Source organism: Clostridium sp. AM22-11AC (genome assembly GCF_003473545.1).
Taxonomy (GTDB): Bacteria; Bacillota; Clostridia; order Lachnospirales; family Lachnospiraceae; genus Enterocloster.
Genome location: NZ_QUCM01000005.1, coordinates 96,441 through 117,095 on the forward strand (window position 1 = coordinate 96,441; position 20,655 = coordinate 117,095).

At 42.4% G+C, this 20,655-nt stretch carries 13 protein-coding genes, 6 tRNA genes and 1 riboswitch; of the genes, 17 read left to right on the forward strand and 2 right to left on the reverse strand.

Features of this window, described 5'->3' with window-relative positions; genetic code table 11:
- Positions 1–41: 41 nt before the first annotated feature.
- From DW251_RS06945 to DW251_RS17905, 7 genes are all read left to right on the forward strand, one after another.
- Positions 42–116: transfer RNA gene (locus DW251_RS06945), tRNA-Pro, on the forward strand.
- A 28-nt stretch (positions 117–144) separates the two neighbouring features.
- Positions 145–215, forward strand: a tRNA-Gly gene (locus tag DW251_RS06950).
- A gap of 68 nt (positions 216–283) precedes the next feature.
- Positions 284–402, forward strand: a riboswitch (FMN riboswitch).
- A 225-nt stretch (positions 403–627) separates the two neighbouring features.
- Complete coding sequence (locus tag DW251_RS06955; RefSeq protein ID WP_118300553.1) at positions 628–1,266, forward strand: ECF transporter S component; 639 nt, start codon at positions 628–630, stop codon at positions 1,264–1,266.
- Between the two features lie 114 nt (positions 1,267–1,380).
- A tRNA-Arg gene (locus DW251_RS06960) sits at positions 1,381–1,454 on the forward strand.
- A gap of 32 nt (positions 1,455–1,486) precedes the next feature.
- A tRNA-His gene (locus tag DW251_RS06965) sits at positions 1,487–1,560 on the forward strand.
- 49 nt (positions 1,561–1,609) lie between these two features.
- Positions 1,610–1,682, forward strand: a tRNA-Gln gene (locus tag DW251_RS06970).
- 281 nt (positions 1,683–1,963) lie between these two features.
- Entirely contained in the window at positions 1,964–2,302 is a 339-nt protein-coding gene (locus DW251_RS17905; protein WP_182433590.1) for a hypothetical protein, read from the forward strand.
- A gap of 76 nt (positions 2,303–2,378) precedes the next feature.
- Here the strand turns inward: DW251_RS17905 and DW251_RS18250 are convergent, their stop codons facing one another.
- Complete coding sequence (locus tag DW251_RS18250) at positions 2,379–3,152, reverse strand: hypothetical protein (protein ID WP_243034895.1); 774 nt, start codon at positions 3,150–3,152, stop codon at positions 2,379–2,381.
- Between the two features lie 185 nt (positions 3,153–3,337).
- Here DW251_RS18250 and DW251_RS06995 point away from each other — a divergent pair, with 185 nt between their 5' ends.
- The 6 genes from DW251_RS06995 to glyA all read left to right on the forward strand — a co-directional run bounded on the left by DW251_RS06995 (position 3,338) and on the right by glyA (position 10,648).
- Entirely contained in the window at positions 3,338–3,811 is a 474-nt protein-coding gene (locus DW251_RS06995) for a MarR family transcriptional regulator (RefSeq protein WP_118300556.1), read from the forward strand.
- A gap of 122 nt (positions 3,812–3,933) precedes the next feature.
- On the forward strand, positions 3,934–5,112 hold the full coding sequence (locus DW251_RS07000; protein WP_118300557.1) for a MalY/PatB family protein: 1,179 nt from the start codon (positions 3,934–3,936) through the stop codon (positions 5,110–5,112).
- A 33-nt stretch (positions 5,113–5,145) separates the two neighbouring features.
- Complete coding sequence (locus DW251_RS07005) at positions 5,146–6,609, forward strand: alanine/glycine:cation symporter family protein (protein ID WP_118300558.1); 1,464 nt, start codon at positions 5,146–5,148, stop codon at positions 6,607–6,609.
- A gap of 482 nt (positions 6,610–7,091) precedes the next feature.
- Positions 7,092–7,165: transfer RNA gene (locus tag DW251_RS07015), tRNA-Arg, on the forward strand.
- Between the two features lie 163 nt (positions 7,166–7,328).
- A complete protein-coding gene (gene recJ, locus DW251_RS07020; protein ID WP_118300560.1) occupies positions 7,329–9,050 on the forward strand; it encodes a single-stranded-DNA-specific exonuclease RecJ in 1,722 nt (573 codons plus the stop codon).
- A 350-nt stretch (positions 9,051–9,400) separates the two neighbouring features.
- Positions 9,401–10,648, forward strand: a complete 1,248-nt coding sequence (gene glyA, locus DW251_RS07025; RefSeq protein WP_021869596.1) for a serine hydroxymethyltransferase — start codon at positions 9,401–9,403, stop codon at positions 10,646–10,648.
- A gap of 465 nt (positions 10,649–11,113) precedes the next feature.
- Here the strand turns inward: glyA and DW251_RS07030 are convergent, their stop codons facing one another.
- Complete coding sequence (locus DW251_RS07030; protein WP_118300561.1) at positions 11,114–15,373, reverse strand: 2-hydroxyacyl-CoA dehydratase; 4,260 nt, start codon at positions 15,371–15,373, stop codon at positions 11,114–11,116.
- A gap of 297 nt (positions 15,374–15,670) precedes the next feature.
- On the opposite strand from DW251_RS07030, the gene DW251_RS07035 reads away from it, so the two are divergent.
- The 4 genes from DW251_RS07035 to DW251_RS07050 all read left to right on the forward strand — a co-directional run bounded on the left by DW251_RS07035 (position 15,671) and on the right by DW251_RS07050 (position 20,614).
- Positions 15,671–16,612 carry a magnesium transporter CorA family protein gene (locus tag DW251_RS07035; RefSeq protein WP_118300562.1) on the forward strand — a complete coding sequence of 314 codons (942 nt, stop codon included), beginning with the start codon at positions 15,671–15,673 and terminating at the stop codon, positions 16,610–16,612.
- 35 nt (positions 16,613–16,647) lie between these two features.
- Positions 16,648–17,520: a hypothetical protein gene (locus tag DW251_RS07040; protein ID WP_118300563.1), complete on the forward strand. Its 873-nt coding sequence runs from the start codon at positions 16,648–16,650 to the stop codon at positions 17,518–17,520.
- A gap of 129 nt (positions 17,521–17,649) precedes the next feature.
- Entirely contained in the window at positions 17,650–19,104 is a 1,455-nt protein-coding gene (gene pyk, locus DW251_RS07045) for a pyruvate kinase (RefSeq protein ID WP_118300564.1), read from the forward strand.
- A 238-nt stretch (positions 19,105–19,342) separates the two neighbouring features.
- Positions 19,343–20,614, forward strand: a complete 1,272-nt coding sequence (locus DW251_RS07050; RefSeq protein WP_118300565.1) for a diaminopimelate decarboxylase — start codon at positions 19,343–19,345, stop codon at positions 20,612–20,614.
- Positions 20,615–20,655 lie beyond the last annotated feature (41 nt).

Consider the following 20,655-nt stretch of genomic DNA (forward strand, 5'->3'; position numbering starts at 1 on the left):
GACAAAATTATAAAGGTCATATATAATAATTTACGTTGCGACGGGGTGTGGCTCAGCTTGGCTAGAGCGCCTGGTTTGGGACCAGGAGGTCGCAGGTTCGAATCCTGTCACCCCGACTTATACAAAAGAATAGATATATGATATGCAGGTGTAGTTCAATGGTAGAACACTAGCCTTCCAAGCTAGATACGTGGGTTCGATTCCCATCACCTGCTTTTTGTGTACTCTTTTTTACCACAATCTATTGACTGTGAAAATAGAAAATAGTATACTGATACACAGATAAGTTCTTCGGGGCAGGGTGGAATTCCCTACCGGCGGTATAGTCCGCGAACCATGTTATGTGGCCGACCTGGTGAGATTCCAGGACCGACAGTAAAGTCTGGATGAGAGAAGAAGATGTGTCTGTCAGACTCAGATGTATTTCATAGATAGAAATGCATGAGAGGAACAGAAAAATATCAGTAATCCCCGGATAGCTTGATCAGCTATCCGTTTTTTTATTGCCATGTATATCGGAAATGTACAGTGATGAAATTTGGGTACAACTGACAAAAAAACTTCTTACAAAATCAGGCACAGAGAGATTCCGGGAGAACATTTTCAGAACAGGGAGGAACATCATTTATGGAAAGAAAACTGATGAACACGAAAAATGTAGTGCTTATGGGCATGTTTGGCGCGCTGGCTGCAGTGCTTATGCTGTTTGAGGTGCCGCTGCCATTTCTGGCACCCAGCTTTTATGGACTTGATTTTGCAGAAGTGCCTATGTTAGTAGGAACTTTCGCATTGGGACCTGTAGCAGGTATTGTGATGCAGATCGTAAAAATCCTGATCAAACTGATCTTAAAGCCAACATCCACTGGTTTTGTAGGTGAATTTGCCAATGTAGTCATGAGCTGCGCATTGATCCTTCCGGCTGGCTTTATCTATCGCTTCAAAAAGAGCAAAAATGGTGCTCTTGCAGGAATGGCAGTGGGAACTGTTCTTATGGCAGTAGCAGGTGTTGTAATGAATGCTTTGGTAATGATCCCGTTTTATTCCAACTTTATGCCTATTGAGACTATTATTAAAGCAGGGGCAGCAGTAAATCCGGCGGTCAGCAGCGTATGGACACTGGCTATTTTCTGTGTAGGACCGTTTAATCTGGTAAAGGGTACACTTACTTCTGTGATCACAGCAGTGATCTATAAGCGTATCAGTGTTCTCATCCATGGAGCTTCCCATGGAACTTCAGGATCTTATGGGGTGAAAAAAGCAGTCTGAAAAAGGTGTGAAAAGATACTGAAAATTAATTTGAAAAAAAATGAAAAAAGTGCTTGCATTTCTGAAAGCTCTATGATAAGATATACCTCGTTGGTGCGGTAAGCACTGGCGAATGAGTCTGTAGCTCAGTTGGATAGAGCAACGGCCTTCTAAGCCGTGGGTCGGGGGTTCGAATCCCTTCAGGCTCATTAGGCAAAAGCCTAATAAAAAAATATTGATGGTGGGTATGGCGAAGTTGGTTATCGCGCCAGATTGTGGCTCTGGAGGCCGAGGGTTCGAATCCCTCTACTCACCCTAATCCTCTTTCTGGAGCAGGAAGAGGATTTTTTATATCTTATACTTTTGGGCTGTCGCCAAGCGGTAAAGGCACAGGACTTTGACTCCTGCATACGAGGGTTCGAATCCCGCCAGCCCAGGGACTACAGCAGCCGGATTTCAGTGAAAACAGAAGTCGGGCTGCTTTTAGCATATTGAGAAAGCACGGACAATGGATTTTTGATCATATACATAACTATGTACTCTCGGAGTCTTTCCTGCACTTGCCTTTGCGGCCGATTTTCCGCCAGTTGCACCCGAATTTCATCAACGTACGCACTGCGTACGCCTCAGAAATTTGGGCACAATTGACAAAAAATCTTCTCGCAAAATCAAGTACAAAAAGATTCCGAGAGTACATAACTGAGAAAGGGAGAATGGCATGCAGATACTTGGGATCAACTTTAAGAGCAAGGCAGAACGAGAACAGGATGAGAAGAAATATAAAGAACGTATATTTCCGGGGGGAGAAGAAGAACGGGAGAAGGTCTGCCGGGAATTAGCCAAAAGATTGCCTGGGAAAGATGAAAAAGATCTGCTGATGTGTTATGTACATGTGAGAGACCGGATGACCGGGGCAGGACTTTCTTTTGAGCAGGTGAAAAAAGAAACGAAAGGGGCCCAGTGGCTTTCTTTTGCAGATGAGGAAACCTTTGATGGGATCTGGGAAGTGATGGGATTAGTGCGTGCAGACAGCAGTAAAAATGCAGATAAAAATTAAGGTGAAAATGCGTAAAAAAAGTTTTATATTTTTAAAGATTGTTTTATAAGTACCTGTATAGCGACCTGGTTGAGTATTATGTTAAAATGGGACGATCTTCCGTCAGAATATAGAGAAAGGCTGAGTGAAGAGCTTGAAGAGAATTACAGTCATGGATACCATTCTCTTTACATTTGCAGATACGTTTTTTTCGTTCTCTGTGTGAAGTTACAATAGGCGTTCCATCACCCGCTAATGCTAAAGCATCTGCATGGATAAGCCCTGTAGAAACAGAAATCTCAAGGAATTCCTTTTGATAGATTTTAAAGAGAGAAGAATAAGGCTGTTCATCAAGTTTGAAATCTGTTTTCTCCAAGGTCGGAAGAAGATCGGCAACTGTAACTTTTTCCACGGAATCAGCTTTTGTACCTTTTGTTTTAGGCTTTTTAATCTTGGTCTTCAGCGGATGGATGTGTGGTGACATATGATCATCATCAGAGTTCCATAAGCGGTTTAAAAAATCATAAAAAGTACAAACACCGGGAGTGTTACCAACTTCAAATCCACTAAGGATAGCATAAAGAGGATTCATTTTAAGCTGAGCAGCCCACTTCGTTAATGAAGTAACTTTAAAGTCAATGGAAAGAAGATGAGAACGCTGCATGCAAGAAGGAGTTCGTGGAGTTGGTCCGAATTTTGAATATTTATCAGCCATAAAAGTATCGGTAAAAGATAAATTGAGATTCCAAAACCGCTCAATGATATCCCAGGTGGAACGAGCAAGAGCATTTGGATTAGGATAATATTTACGAAGATTAGTAACAACAAAGTTTTGGTAGTCAACATGACTGCCACAATTAACAGGTAACATAAAAATCGCCCTCCAGTCGATAAAATAAAATATATTCAATCGGCTTCGCCGTAAATTTTGAGCGATTTGTCAAGTGTTTTTGGCAAAAAAGTGGGGGATTTAATAAAAAGGAATCAGAAAGCCTTGATTTTACTGAGTTGAAGATTCCGAGAGATCATAGAATAAAGAAGGGATGAAAAAAGTCAATGGAGAAGGAACGGGCAAAACTATTAGATGAATTGTTGAACCAAATCGATCGGGCATATGATTTAATGGAAGAATATGATTCTATGTCGAGAAAATATGGGGAGGTGATTTTATATCAGGTTGAAGCTCATTTGATAAAATATATCGGGGAGCATCCAGGAACGACGGTTTCAGATATAGCACAAGATTTGAACAAAACCAGCAGTGCAGCGAGTCAGATGGTGAAAAAACTGCAGACAAAAGGATTGATTGAACAAATAAAAAATGAAAAAAACAGGAGAAATACTTTTTTGAATTTGACGTCTGCTGGATGGAGCTTGTACGAGGCAAGAGAAAAATTTGAGCAACATTGCTATGAACGGACATTTGAGTATTTAGCAGAGTTTTCAGAAAAAGAAATAGAAGTAGTATGCAGGATATTGGATAGGATGAACCAAACCTTTAAATTAGATATAGAGGACAGCAAAATGTAAAACATGCACAAAAGTGCATGTTTTATTTTGTTTATTTAAGGTATTTACATATGCAAAGAAAGATGATATTATCTTACCATAAGAACTATTAAGTATCTAAATAATACAAAAGGAGAGGAAAAATGAAGTATAATTTTGATGAAATTATTGACAGAAGTAATACCTACAGCTTTAAAAGAGATTGTTTGCCTGAAGGAGCACCTAAAGACAGTCTTTCTTTTTGGGTTGCAGATATGGATTTTCCTTGTGCTGATCCTGTTATAGAAGCACTGCATCAAAGAATTGATAGGAAGATATACGGTTATACAGCATATGACAATCAAGATGTCTATGAGGCTGTATCAGGATGGTTTATGAGACAATATGGATGGAAAATAGAAAGAGAAGAACTATCATTTAGTCCTGGAGTTGTTCCTGCGCTTGCATTTCTGATTCGGGCCTTAACAGAGCCGGGAGATGGAATCATCATTCAGCGGCCAGTATACTACCCATTTACAATTAAAATTGAAAATGCAGGAAGAAGGGTTGTAAATAATCCGCTGATCCATGATGGAAATACGTATAGGATGGATTATATTGATCTTGAAGAGAAATTGAAAAATCCGCAAAATAAGGGAATTATTATTTGCAGTCCACATAATCCGGTAGGTCGCGTATGGACTGAAGATGAGTTGAGACAGTTAGTGGATCTTTGTAAGAAATACAATAAATGGATTATTTCTGACGAAATTCATTGTGATTTGACAAGAAAGGGCATGAAGCATCATCCACTTTTAACTGTGGCACCAGATTATAAAGATCAGATTATTGCATGTACTGCACCAAGTAAAACATTTAACTTGGCAGGAATGCAGATATCTAATATTGTGATTCCGAATAAAGAATATAAAGCAAAATTTGATTTTCTGTTAGACGATTGCTTTGGTTTGATGGCTGCACCCCTGGGAATTTCTGCAATGATTGCTGCATATACACACGGGGAAGAATGGCTTGATCAGGTTCGAGAGTATATTGATGAAAATATTGCTTATGTACATGATTTCCTTCAGAAAAATATGCCTGAAGTTACGATGTCAGATACACAGGGAACGTATTTAATATGGTTGGATTTCAGAGCATATTGCAATGATGAGAAAAAGCTGGAGAAGCTTATGCACGAGAGTGCGAAGGTTGCCTTGGATGAAGGTTATATTTTTGGAGATGAGGGAAAGGGCTTTGAAAGAATTAATATGGCCAGTCCAAGAAGTATGATTGTAGAATGTATGGAACGGATTCATAAAGCATTGAAACCAGAAGTGTAATTTACTGAATACAGAGGAGAAAGGGAGATTGGTATGGAAGTACTTACCAGCATTTTAAATTTTTTTGACACCGTTTTGTGGAGCAGCCCGTTAATTTATATTTCCATTTTTGTTGGACTTCTCTATACTGTTGGCTTAAAGGGATTTCAAGTTCGATACTTAAAACAAATGGTGAATAGCGTTTTTGAAAAGAGTGCAGATAGTGAATCCTCCACATCATTTGAAGCATTTGCTTTGACGGTTGCGGCAAGAGTTGGAACGGGAAATATTGTAGGCGTTGCAACTGCAATTGCAGCAGGTGGCCCTGGTGCAGTATTCTGGATGTGGGTTATGGCAATTCTGGGAGCGGCAACCTCTTTTGCAGAAAATACGTTAGCTCAGGTGTATAAAGAAAAGGTTGACGGAATGTATCGGGGCGGTACTTCATTTTTTGTAAAAAAGGGACTTGGCCTTGGATGGTTTGGAACCGTATTTGCATTTTGCAGCCTTTTGAATTGTGGCATTTTGCATACAACACAGCCGAACTCCATTGCTGATGCAATGTATAATGCTTTTGGTGTTCCACACTGGATTGTGGGAGTTATCATGGTAATTATAGCCGCAATTATCATTTCAGGCGGCTTAAAAAGTATTATTCGATTTACATCAAAGATTGTACCGATCATGTGCCTTCTGTACCTGGGAGTTACTTTAATTGTACTTGGCGTTAATATCACTAAAATTCCGGCAGTATTTGCGCTTATTTTTAAAAGTGCATTTGGTAAAGATGCAATTTTTGGTGGTATGGTGGGATCAGCAATTGCATATGGTATCAAGAGAGGTGTCTATTCAAGTGAAGCAGGTATGGGAACTACACCTCAAGCAGCAGCAATTGCGGGAGTATCTCACCCGGCAAAGGTTGGTTTGACACAGGCTTTATCCGTATATGTTGATACATTACTGGTTTGTACCGCAACAGCCTTAATGATTTTACTTGCCGGTACATATAATGTAACAGATGCGGCGGGGAGTGTATTGTATGAAGGTATTAGCGGAGTCAATGCTGGTGTTGGTTTTACACAGGGAGCACTGGATTCTGTAATTCATGGTTTCGGTTATCCAATGATAGCGGTTATGCTGGCATTATTTTCATTTACGACATTAGTAGGCTGCTTTAATATTTCTGAATCTGATTTGATTTATATGTTCAAGGGATATTCAAAAAGTAAGATGGCACAGATTTTGTTTAAAGTATGGTTTTTAATTCCAATCTTTATTGGCTGTATTTCAAGTACAGAATTTGCATGGTTATGTGCGGATATTGGAACCGGAGCATCTTGCTGGGTTACACTAATTGCAGTGATTTTCCTGTTCCCAATTGTGAGGAAGGTCTGGAATGATTATGAAAAACAATTCAAGGATGGAAAGGATCCTATTTTCCGACCAGACAATTGCGGCATAAAAAATGCTGATCTCTGGAATGAAATAGCAGATGAATATGAAAAAAAACTGAAATAAGAAGACTACCGCATACCAAATTGGTATGCGGTAGCTTTTTTAAGGTTTTTTGAAAATGGTCATGTCCAGAAAAGAAAACGCAGCGGGTGTGATAGAGTGTAATGCATCAAAGGATTTCGTAAATAGTTTGATTTGTGATTGGTTTTGCGTTGTTTCCTTTTACGAAACAGGAATCTTTTCATCCGTTCATATGGACAATGCAGAGGCCGACTGTTTTATTGCAGAAAAGAAAAAATTTACGGGATGAAAAAAATCTGTAAAAGCAGACAGCAGTCTGACATAGGAGGAAGACTGTAAGAGGGATAGGTTTATACTTATAAGCAATACAGATAATGCTATAAGTAAAAAAAGAACATATTTTTCGACTAAAAATTAACAAAACAAAATTCTGAAAAAATATTAAAAAAAGTGTTGACAAAAACTATATCATTTATTATAATAATCTACGTTGCTAAGGAATACAGCAAGCAACACAAACGAATGCGTCAGTAGCTCAGCTGGATAGAGCATACGGCTACGGACCGTAGTGTCGGGAGTTCGAATCTTCTCTGGCGCATGTAAAAAGCAGATTCTTTATGGATCTGCTTTTTTTGTGCTTGTGCGTTTATATGCAAACCTGTCAGTAATGGGGTTGCTGATCATGTAACAGAAAAACCTGCCAGTGGCAGATCAGGAAAGTGCAGTGAAAAAGGATCGATCAACAGAGGATGGAGAAAAGAATGACAAAATCAGTCTGGATGCTTCATGCAAAAAAAGCAGATTTTAATGGTCTGGCGGCAAGGTTTCATATCAGTCCTATTACCGCCCGGATCATCAGAAACCGGGATATTACGGATATAAAAGAATTTGACAAATACTTAAACGGAAGCCTGAAGGATCTGTATGATCCCCGGCTGCTCCCGGATATGGAAAAAGCTGTTTCTATATTAAAGGAAAAGATAGGAAGCGGCGCCAGGATCCGGATCGTGGGAGATTATGATATTGACGGTGTGTGTTCTACCTGCATCCTTTATAAGGGGCTGAGCCGGGTAGGAGCGAAAGTTGATTATGTAATACCGGAGCGCATTAAGGATGGTTATGGTATTAATGAACATATTATTGAAAAAGCGGCTGCAGACGGCATTCATATGATACTTACCTGTGATAATGGCATTGCGGCCATTGATCAGATCGCAGAGGCAAAGAAGCTGGGAATGACAGTTGTGGTAACAGATCACCACGATATCCAGGCAGATGAGGTTTCAGGAGAGGAGATCGTGCCTCCTGCGGATGCCATTGTCAATCCTAAGAGAAAAGACAGTAAATATCCGTTTAGTGAGATCTGCGGCGCTATGGTGGCATATAGACTGATCCAGGTGCTTTTTGAAGAATACGGGATCGACCGCCAGGAATGGCTGGATATGCTGGAGCTGGCGGCCATCGCTACAGTAGGCGATGTGATGAAGCTTAAGGATGAAAACCGTATTGTAGTAAAAGAAGGTCTTAAAAAGCTGGCAGATACAAAGATCCAGGGTCTTGTAAGTCTCATGGAGAAAAATACACTGGACCCGGAGCACATAAGCGCCTATCATATTGGTTTTGTGCTGGGACCATGCCTGAATGCCAGCGGGCGTTTAAAAACAGCCCAGATGGCTATGGAACTGCTTCTGGCAGAAAATAAGGCCCAGGCAGATGAACTGGCAGATGAATTAAAGGCATTAAATGATGAACGAAAGGACATGACACAGGAAGGGACAGAGGCTGCCATCCTTCAGGTAGAAACAGAGCTTAAGGATGATAAGGTTCTGGTGATTTTCCTGCCGGACTGCCATGAGTCACTGGCAGGCATTGTAGCCGGCAGGATCCGTGAACGGTATAATAAGCCTGTATTTGTCCTTACAAGGGCAGAGGGCTGCGCAAAAGGCTCAGGACGATCTATAGAGGCATATCACATGTTCCGTGCCTTAGTGGAGGTAAAAGATCTTCTGTTAAAATTTGGTGGTCATCCCATGGCAGCGGGATTTTCGCTGGAAGAGGCCAATATAGAGGAATTTCGCAGACGGTTAAATGAAAATGCAAAAGAACGGCTTACAGAGGATGATTTTATCCCAAGAGTATGGATCGATGTTCCTATGCCTTTTGAATATATAACAGAGAGCCTGATACAGGAATTAGAACTTCTGGAGCCTTTTGGACAGGGAAATGAAAAACCCCAGTTTGCTTTAAAATCCCTGAAAATACGAAGTGCCAGAGTATTTGGCCGCAACCGGAATGTAGTAAAATTATCCCTGATGAATGAACGGGGATTTTCCATGGATGGGGTAGTATTTACAGAAGGTGACTTATTTATGGAAGAAATGGGAAACAGCCGGAATATGGATATTATTTATTACCCCACAATAAATGAATATAATGGAAACCGAAGCCTTCAGATGGTGATAAAAGACTGGAAGTTTCATTAAGGAGATGCCTCTGGTACACATGCGCCACATAAACAGTAATGATTTTAGTCAAAATTGGTTACAGTTCAGCCATGACATCTTCTTGTTTCCATATTCATGAAAACAAAAAGCTTGGTGGTTCCACCATATGCTGATTTGGATGAGAAAGTGCTTATGCAAGCAAGCTTGCAACACATTCCCTCATTCAAACCAGCGCATGGCTGAACTGTGACCAAAATTGTGAAATGTATGTAAAGGGATACTTGCAATTTGCATAACTATGGGGTATAATCGCAGAAAACACCATATCTGGATAAATAAACTGACAAAATACTATAGGTATGGGTAAATACTGAAAGGAAGGTAGAACAATGGTAAATACAGTTATGGACTTTATCACTTCCTATGATAAGGAAGTAGGAGAAGCAATTCAGGCAGAGTGCGGCCGCCAGAGAAGAAATCTGGAGCTGATCGCCTCTGAAAACATTGTATCAGAACCTGTAATGATGGCTATGGGAACTGTACTGACTAACAAGTACGCAGAAGGTTATCCAGGCAAGCGTTATTACGGCGGCTGCCAGTATGTAGACGTACTGGAAACCATTGCCATTGAACGTGCAAAGAAGCTGTTTGGCTGCGATTATGCGAACGTACAGCCACACTCTGGCGCACAGGCAAATATGGCGGTATTTATTGCTATGTTAAAACCGGGAGATACGGTTATGGGTATGAACCTGGATCATGGCGGTCATCTGACACACGGGAGCCCTGTAAACTTCTCAGGACTGTATTTTAACATTGTTCCTTATGGAGTAGATGACGAAGGCTTTATTGATTATGATGAGCTGGAAAGAAAAGCAAAAGAAGCAAAGCCGAAGCTGATCGTGGCAGGTGCCAGCGCTTATGCAAGAACCATTGATTTTAAGCGTTTCCGTGAGATTGCTGACGAGGTAGGAGCTTACCTGATGGTAGATATGGCTCACATTGCCGGACTTGTAGCAGCAGGAGAGCATCCAAGCCCAATTCCGTATGCAGATGTTGTTACAACCACCACCCACAAGACTTTAAGAGGACCAAGAGGCGGTCTGATCTTAGCAAATAAAGAAGCAGCTGAGAAGTTCAATTTCAATAAAGCAATCTTCCCGGGAACCCAGGGTGGCCCATTGGAGCACGTGATCGCAGCAAAGGCAGTGTGCCTGGGTGAAGCATTAAAGCCTGAATTTAAGGAGTATGCACATCAGGTAGTATTAAATGCAAAAGCACTGGCAGATGCACTGCAGAAGCAGGGCTTTAAGATCCTTACAGGCGGCACAGACAACCATCTGATGCTGTTAGACCTGCGTGGTATGGATATCTCCGGTAAAGAGCTGCAGAACCGATGTGACGAGGTATTTATCACCTTAAACAAGAACACAGTGCCTAACGATCCAAGAAGCCCGTTTGTAACTTCCGGTGTCCGTATCGGTACACCTGCTGTTACCACCAGAGGCTTAAAGGAAGAGGATATGCCAAAGATCGCAGAGTGCATCTGGCTGGCAGCTACTGACTTTGAGAATAAGAAAGAGTATATTAAGGCAGAGGTTACTAAGCTTTGCGATAAGTATCCGCTGTATGAGTAAAGAAATATATAAACATAATAAGAACTAAGAATGATTTAAAGTGAAAAGAGCCTGGAAATATTGGTTTTACAATGTACATTTTCAGGCTCTTTTTTGTCGAAATAATGGATGCAAAAATGCCCCTTCTATAGTACAATAGAAATGTTACCTCCTCCATACTGGTATCAGAAAGGAGGCGAGTTTATTGTGACTGCCCTGCAATCATTTTTTATCTCCGTTATGGCAAGTGTAGTAAGTTATTTTATTTGCAAATGGCTGGACGGAGATGACAGGTAATCAGCCTATGGTTTAAGCCACCATACATAAACGGAATAGAAAACCCCAGGAATGCCAGTTCCTGGGGTTTTCGTTTTGTTACTTATTGTGAATACCTGCAATCATTTATTCAATAGCTATTATAGCATATGAGGAATTGTTTTTCAAGATACCATGTTTAAGCATTTTAAATACATTCAATGTTTTTTGCTAGGCATTCTCCGCCTTCAGATTCTTCTGGGCCGTAGCCAGCATCAATTTAATACGGTTCAATTGGTTAACTTCACTGGCACCTGGATCGTAGTCTACAGCGATGATATTGGATTCTGGATAGCTCTTTCGAAGTTCCTTGATCACACCTTTTCCGACAATGTGGTTTGGCAGGCAGCCAAATGGCTGGGTGCAGATGATATTTTTAACACCGCTGTGGATCAGCTCCAGCATCTCGCCGGTCAAAAACCAGCCTTCGCCAGTCTGGTTTCCTAAGGATACAAAGCCCTTTGCCATTTCTGCAAGATCACGGATCTCAGATGGCGGTGTAAAATGTTTGCTGGCAGCCAGTTCTTTTCTTGCGGTCTTTCTGAAGAACTCTAACAGAGCGATACCTGCGTTGCAGAGTCTTGCAGTGGACTTCTTCATTCCAAGATGTTCAGCCTTGAAATTACTGTTGTAGAAGCAGTAAAGAAGGAAATCCAGCAGATCAGGCATTACAGCCTCTGCGCCTTCTGATTCCAGAAGCTCTACTACATGGTTGTTAGCCAGAGGAGAGAACTTAACAAGGATCTCGCCTACAATACCAACCTTCGGCTTCTTAATATCAAGACGATTCAGATTGTCAAAATCACGGATAATGCCGCGGATATTTCTGGCAAATTCCATCATGGCAGGCTGTCTCTTGGAAAGGGATCTGATACAGATCTTTTTCCATTTCTCATGGAGTGCGTCTGCACTTCCCGGAACTGCCTCATATGGTCTGGTTGCATAAAGGACACGCATGAAAATGTCACCGTATACAATAGCCTGCATGGCTTTGGTCATCAGTGGCAGCGTAATAGAGAAACCAGGATTGGTCTCCATACCGTTTGCATTAACAGAAATAACCGGAACCTGGGGCATACCGGCTTTTTCAAGTGCCCGGCGGATAAATCCGATATAGTTGGAGGCACGGCAGCCGCCGCCGGTCTGGCTCATAAAGACTGCTGTGCGGTTCAGATCATATTTTCCGGATAACAGTGCGTCCATGATCTGACCAATAACGATCAGGGATGGGTAGCAGGCATCATTATTTACATACTGAAGACCTACATCTACGGCATTGCGGTTGTAATTCTGCAGGATTTCTATATTATAACCAAAGGCGCGGATGGCAGGCTCGATCAGGTCAAAATGGATCGGTGACATCTGGGGGCATAATAAGGTGTAATCCTTCTTCATTTCCCTGGTAAACATCACACGGTTGTAAGCGCTGGAAACTACTTTCCGTTCATAATGCTTCTGGTCACGTACACGCAGAGCTGCGATGAGAGAACGGATACGGATACGGGCAGCTCCCAGGTTATTTACCTCGTCAATCTTTAATACAGTATAGATCTTTCCTGACTTAGTTAAGATCTCAGCAACCTGGTCAGTAGTAACAGCGTCCAGACCGCAGCCAAAGGAATTTAACTGGATCAGATCCAGGTCATCTCTGGTTTTTACAAAGCTTGCAGCTTCATAAAGACGGGAATGGTACATCCACTGGTCGGTGACAACTAAAGGCCGCTCCACTTTACCCATATGGGAAACAGAGTCTTCTGTCAGCACGGCAAAACCATAGGAAGCGATCAGGTCCGGGATACCGTGGTGAATCTCCGGGTCTACATGGTAAGGTCTTCCGGCCAGTACAATGCCCCGCTTTCCGTGTTCTTTCATCCAGGAAAGAGTTTCTTCCCCTTTTTTCTCCATATCAGAACGGGATGCCAGCAGTTCTTCCCAGCCAGCGTGGGCTGCCATACGGATCTCAGCTTCCGGGATCTGGAATTTTTTTCCAAATTCCCGTACCAGACCGTCTGTTAAGATCTTTTCATTTGTAAATGCCATGAATGGGTTCATGAAATCTACATGCTCTGTTTCTAATTCTTCTACGTTATTTTTAATGTTTTCCGCATAAGAAGTAACCATTGGACAGTTGTAATGGTTTCCTGCCTCCGGGCTTTCATTTCGCTCATAAGGGATACATGGGTAGAAGATGAACTTCACGCCCTGGTGTATGAGCCATGAAATATGGCCGTGTACCAGCTTGGCCGGATAACACTCAGACTCACTTGGAATGGACTCAATGCCCAGTTCGTAGATCTGTCTGGTAGACTGTGGGGAAAGTGTTACATGGTAGCGTAGCTTTTTAAAGAAAACAGCCCAGAATGGGAAGTTTTCATACATATTTAAAACTCTCGGGATACCAACCACGCCACGGTCTGCTTTATCTAAAGGCAGCGGTTCATAGTCGAACATTCTGTGATATTTGTAGCCAAACAGGTTGGGGATCTCTTTTTTTGCTTTTGCAAGTCCAAGACCACGCTCGCATCGGTTCCCGGAAATATAGTGGCGTCCGCTTCCGAACTGGTTGATGGTTAAAACGCAATGGTTATTGCAGCCTTTGCACCTGGTCATAGAGGTGGTGTACTGCAGTCCGATGATCTTATCCAGAGGCAGCATGGTGGTCTCTTTTTCACCGGCCATGTGGAAACGTTCTTTTGCGATCAGTGCTGCGCCGAAAGCTCCCATGATACCGGCAATGTCCGGGCGGACTGCACGGCAGCCAGAGATCTTCTCAAAGCTGCGAAGAACGGCGTCATTATAGAAGGTACCGCCCTGCACAACTACATGTTTTCCAAGATCAGAGGCGTTGGTGATCTTGATCACCTTAAATAAAGCATTTTTAATAACAGAGTAAGCCAGACCTGCGGAAATATCAGCAACAGTTGCGCCCTCTTTCTGTGCCTGTTTTACGTTGGAGTTCATAAATACAGTACAGCGGGTACCAAGATCTGTAGGATTTTTGGCAAATAATGCTTCTTTTGCGAAATCTTTTACGCTGTAATTTAAGCTTTTTGCGAAAGTTTCAATAAAAGAACCACATCCTGAGGAACATGCCTCATTTAACTGTACGCTGTCTACAGTTCCGTCTTTGATCTTAATGCACTTCATATCCTGTCCGCCTATGTCCAGGATACAGTCAACTTCCGGCTCAAAGAAAGCAGCTGCATAATAGTGGGAAATGGTCTCAACTTCTCCTTCATCTAACATAAGAGCAGCCTTTAAAAGGGCTTCCCCGTATCCGGTAGAGCAGGAGTAAGCAATATGGGCTGTTTTAGGAAGCTGTTCTTTGATCTCTGTTACTGCACGGATGGCAGTTGCTAAAGGACTTCCATTATTATTATCATAAAAACGGTATAATAAAGTGCCGTCTTCTCCCACCAGAGCTGCTTTGGTAGTGGTAGAACCGGCATCAATGCCCAGATAGCAGTTTCCTTTGTAAGAAGAAAGATCGCCGGAGCGCACATGGTTGTGGCCGTGATCTGCGATAAAAGCATCATATTCTGCCTGATCCTTAAACAGAGGATCCATACGCTTTACTTCAAAATCCATTTTAATGCCATTGGAAAGCCGGTCGATCATGTCGGTAATAGCTACCGGCTCCTGGCCTTCCTTTGGGTTCATGGCAGCGCCTACAGCTGCAAACAGGTGGGAGTGATCCGGTGCAATGGTCTGCTCCGGAGTCAGATGCAGCGTGCGAACAAAGGCTTTTCTCAGTTCAGGAAGGAAATGCAAAGGTCCTCCTAAAAAGGCAACATTTCCACGGATGGGCTTACCACAGGCAAGACCGCTGATGGTCTGGTTTACTACTGCCTGGAAAATAGAGGCAGCCAGATCCTCTCTGGTAGCGCCGTCGTTGATCAGCGGCTGGATATCCGATTTCGCGAAAACACCGCAGCGGGCTGCAATTGGGTAGATAGCCTTGTAATCTTTTGCATATGTATTCAGTCCAGCAGCATCGGTCTGCAAAAGGGATGCCATCTGGTCAATGAAAGACCCGGTTCCTCCTGCGCAGATACCGTTCATACGCTGGTCGATGCCCCCTGTAAAGTAAATGATCTTGGCATCTTCGCCGCCTAACTCAATGGCTACGTCGGTCTGTGGCGCATAGTCCTGGAGAGCAGATGCAACTGCTACAACTTCCTGGACAAAAGGAACGTGTAAATGAGATGAAAGTGTAAGGCCGCCAGAGCCGGTGATCACCGGGATAATATCAATGGGGCCGGTCTGGTTTAAGGCTTTCTTTAAAAGGCCTGCCAGAGTTTCCTGAATATTGGCATAATGACGCTCATAATCGGAGAATATAATATGAAGATCCTGATCCAGTAATGCAACTTTGACAGTTGTTGAACCGATATCGATCCCCAGGGTGTAATAAGTTGTAGTCTGATCCATAGTATATGGGGATAGCCCCTTACCTCCTTCGTGATTTGATGTACTTTCAAGACTCTGAGAGTACATCCTATAGCTTATGAAACGTAATTGTTTGTTAGAACATCATGTCTCTTACTGCAATTCCGGGCGAAAAGCCCAAAAAAGCACATTACAGTCTAACACAATACCTTTTACTTGGCAATTGTTAAAGGGGGTTAAGAATTTGTGAAGAATTGAAAAAATATGAAACGATTTGACAAAAACCGGGCCAGTCACTATAATGAGTAGGGTGAAAATTCAAAATGGGGGAGATTTCGCATGATACGGATTTTCAAGACAGAAGACGGTGCAATGCACGAAAAAGAGGAGATGCAGCCAGGCTGCTGGATCGCCCTGACCAATCCAACTGCATCAGAGATCTTAGAGATTGCTGATGCCTGCCAGATCGATCCGGACCACCTGAAAGCACCTCTGGATGAGGAAGAGCGCTCACGTATTGAAGCAGAAGATGAATATACGCTGATATTGGTGGATATTCCTTCTATAGAAGAAAGAAACGGGAAAGACTGGTTTGTGACCATTCCTATGGCGATCATTACCACCAAGGATGTGCTGATAACCGTCTGCCTGGAGGAGACCCCGATCCTTACTGCCTTTATGGACGGAAGAGTCAGAGATTTCCACACATTTATGAAAACAAGGTTTATCTTACAGATCCTTTATAAAAATGCAACCCAGTATCTGCAGTACCTGCGCATTATCGATAAAAAGAGTGAAGTCATTGAAAACAAACTTCACCAGTCCCAGAAAAATGAGGAACTGATCGAACTGTTAGAACTTCAGAAATCACTGGTGTACTTTACCACCTCCCTTCGTTCCAACGAAGTGGTGCTGGAGAAGTTATTAAGGATTGACAAGATCAAGAAGTACCCGGAAGATACTGATCTTCTGGAAGATGTAATCGTAGAGAATAAGCAGGCTATGGAGATGACCAGCATTTACAATGGCATTTTAAGTGGTACCATGGATACCTTTGCATCTGTTATTTCAAACAACTTAAACATTGTTATGAAATTCCTGGCAACCGTTACCATTGTTATGTCCATTTCAACTATGGTGGCAAGTTTTTACGGTATGAACGTAAGAGCCAGCGGAATGCCTTTTGCAGAGCATCCTTATGGATTTGGCATCGTGCTTTTCTTTACACTGGTATTGACACTGATCGTTGCTTATATATTTAATAAGAAAGATCTGTTTTAAAATCAGTTAAATCAGTTTAAAAAAGGAGTTTTTGAATGGGAAAATTTTCCAATAACTGGAAACGCCGGAACGGAAATTTCCTGGGGTTCAGAAGTATCATTGATATTGTATGCGCCCTGGAGATCCTTGGAGTGGTCCTTTTCCTGGTAGCACCGCAGTTTGTGATGAATTATCTGATCTTAAACCCGGCGGCTATCCTTCACGGTCAGATCTGGCGTATTGTTACATTTTTAGTGTATCCACCGGCCATTACAGGTTCTGATGCCATTATGTTTGTGCTGATGAACGCCCTTGGCATTTACTGTATCCGTGCTTTTGGTACCATTGTGGAGCAGGTATGGGGAAGATTTCGCTTTAACTGCTACATTATCGGAGGTGTGCTCCTTCATTCGGTTGTTGCCATTGGCATTTACCTGGTAACAGGGCTTTCACTGCCACTGTTCCCAACTTATTTGGTTTATTCCTTCTTCTTTGTATTTGCCCTGATGTTTCCGGATATGCAGGTACTGTTTATGATGGTACTGCCATTAAAGGCAAGCTGGATCGCAGTGGCAGAGGCAGGAATTTATATTTATTCCTTTATTACAGGCGGACTGATCGAGAAGATCGAGATCGTTTTAAGTCTGATCCTTATTGGCGTATTCTTTGGCTGGATGACCTTTGCAGGTCCTTCCGGTTTTAAGCAGAAGAAACGATCCCAGGAGTTCCAGAAGACTACCCAGAAAATGAAGGTGGTAAAAAGAGGGCATAAATGTGCAGTCTGCGGACGCACAGATAAAGACAGTCCTGGTATGGAATTCCGTTATTGTTCTAAATGTGAAGGCAATTATGAATATTGCATGGATCATTTGTATACACACAAGCATGTCAAAAAAGAGGATGCTGATAACAATAATGTAGATAATTAATGTGAACAGCATACTCTGCGCTCCCATACTGCAGATCCCCACTTGCCCTGGGATTTTTTATCTTTGTTTCAGGGGCATAAAAAGGCAGTAGAAGAGCGGATATACTATTAACCCCAATAACATTTATTTATGGAGGAATTTGAAAACATGAAGAAAACTAAGATCGTCTGCACTATGGGCCCCAACACAAATGACAAGAACATTATGCTGGAACTGGCTAAAAATGGAATGGACGTAGCTCGTTTTAACTTCTCCCACGGTGATTATGCAGAGCATCAGAGCCGTCTGGAAATCTTAAAAGAAGTAAGAAAGGAACTGGACCGGCCGGTAGCAGCTCTTCTTGATACAAAGGGACCGGAGATCCGTACCGGTGTATTAAAAGATGGAAAAAAAGTTTCTTTAAAGGAAGGACAGACCTTTACTTTAACTACCAGAGAGATCATTGGTGATGAGACTATTACCCATATAAACTACTCTGGCCTGAATGAGGACGTTGCAGCCGGAAATAAGATCCTGATCGATGACGGTCTGATCGAGCTGGAAGTGGAAAAGGTAGAAGGTACAGAGATTGTTTGTACTGTTATCAATGGTGGTGAGTTAGGTGAGAAAAAGGGTGTAAATGTTCCTAATGTAAAGATCAAGCTTCCGGCGCTGACTGAAAAAGATAAAGAAGATATCCGTTTTGGCATCAAGCAGGGCTTTGATTTTATTGCAGCTTCTTTTGTCCGTACTGCTGACTGTATCCGTGAGATTAAGTCTATGCTGGATTCTGAAGGTTCTGCCATCAAAGTCATCGCTAAGATCGAAAATGCAGAAGGTATTGATAATTTAGATGAGATCATTGCAGTTGCAGACGGCATCATGGTAGCAAGAGGTGATATGGGTGTTGAGATCCCGGCACAGGAAGTTCCTCATATCCAGAAGGAGATCATCCGCAAGTGCAACGAGGCCTGCAAGACTGTTATCACTGCAACCCAGATGTTAGACTCCATGATCCGCAATCCAAGACCTACCAGAGCAGAGGTTACGGACGTTGCCAACGCTGTTTATGACGGTACTGACGCAGTAATGCTTTCCGGTGAGACTGCTATGGGTAAATATCCGGTTGACGCATTAAAGATGATGGTATCTATCGTTGAAGAGACGGAAGCTTACTTAGACTACAGCGCATACCGCCGTCGTAAAGTAACTGAGGAGAATATGAAGAATATCTCCAATGCAGTTTGCTCCGCTTCTGTTTCTACCGCACATGACATCGGTGCTGATTACATCATTGCTCCAAGTATTACAGGATTTACATCCATGATGCTTTCCAAGTGGAGACCGGCAGCACGTATCATCGGTATGTCCCCAAGCACTACTACTGTCCGTCAGATGATGCTTCAGTGGGGTGTAACACCTGTATGGTCCCGTCGTGCAGAGAGTACAGATGAGCTGATCGAAAACTCTTTAGAAGAGTTAAAGAGCAGCGGTGTGATCAAATCTGGTGATCTGGCCGTTATTACCGCAGGTATCGTTACCTATGCAAGACGTCACGAGGCAGCAACAGCTACCAATATCATGCGTGTGGTAAGTGTGGACTAGCTGAATGCCACCAGATTGCTTCGCAATCTTCAAAACATTCATTAAAAATAATACTAGACAAAGAAGTCTGTCTGGGAGTACAATTATCCGCAAAGGAAATGGTACTCCCTTACAGGCTTCTTTTCTTTTACGGAGGTTATCCTGTAAAATTAAAAGGAACTGATATATATGCATAGATAATGCATAAAAATACCATTGCGTAAAGCAAAGATCCCCCACAGGGAAAGGAGATAAGATTATGGAAAAGAAACCATTTGTTACACTGGCGCAGGCAGAAGAGATCGCCAAGACCTATCCAACCCCATTTTATCTGTATGATGAAAAAGGTATCCGCGAAAATGTAAAACGTCTGAAACAGGCATTTTCCTGGAATAAAGGATATAAAGAATATTTTGCAGTAAAAGCAACCCCAAATCCATTTATCTTAAAGATCTTACAGGAATATGGCTGTGGTACAGACTGCTCTTCTTTAACAGAGTTAATGATGTCAAAGGCCTGCGGTTTTTCCGGTTCCAATGTAATGTTTTCTTCCAATGATACTCCGCCTGAGGAATTTGCTTACGCAAATGAAATGGGTGCCATCATCAACCTGGATGATATTACCCATATCCAGTGCCTGGAAGATACATTAGGCTTCATTCCGGAGACCATCAGCTGCCGTTTCAATCCAGGCGGTGTGTTTAAGATCAGCAATGACATTATGGACAACCCGGGAGATGCAAAGTATGGTATGACTACTGAGCAGATCTTTGAGGCATTTAAGATTTTAAAGTCCAAGGGGGCAAAGAATTTCGGTATCCATGCTTTCCTGGCAAGCAATACAGTTACCAATGAATATTATCCGATGCTTGCAAAGATCCTCTTTGAGCTGGCTGTTAAGTTAAAAGAAGAGACAGGTGCACATATCAGTTTCATCAACCTGTCCGGTGGTATTGGTATCCCTTATCGTCCAGATCAGGAACCAAATGACATTATGGCTATTGGCGAAGGCGTGCGCAAAGTTTATGAGGAAGTTCTGGTTCCTGCAGGAATGGATGACGTGGCTCTTTGCACAGAGCTTGGCCGTTTTATGTTAGGGCCTTATGGATGCCTGGTTACCAAAGCGATCCATGAAAAACATACTCATAAAGAGTACATCGGTGTAGATGCCTGCGCAGTAAACCTGATGCGTCCGGCTATGTATGGTGCTTATCATCACATTACCGTTCTTGGAAAAGAAGATGTGCCTTGTGACCACAAGTACGATATTACCGGTTCCCTTTGCGAGAACAATGATAAATTTGCGATTGACCGTATGCTTCCTGAGATCAAAATGGGTGACTTTTTAGTGATCCATGATGCAGGTGCCCATGGCTTTGCAATGGGTTATAACTACAACGGTAAGTTAAAATCCGCAGAACTTTTATTAAAGGAAGACGGCTCTGTCCAGATGATCCGCCGCGCAGAAACTCCAAAGGATTACTTTGCAACCTTTGATTTTTGTGGTATCATGGATGGGTATGATAAATAAAAATCGCATATAGAAAGAACGTTTGCCCGTCCGCGTATGCG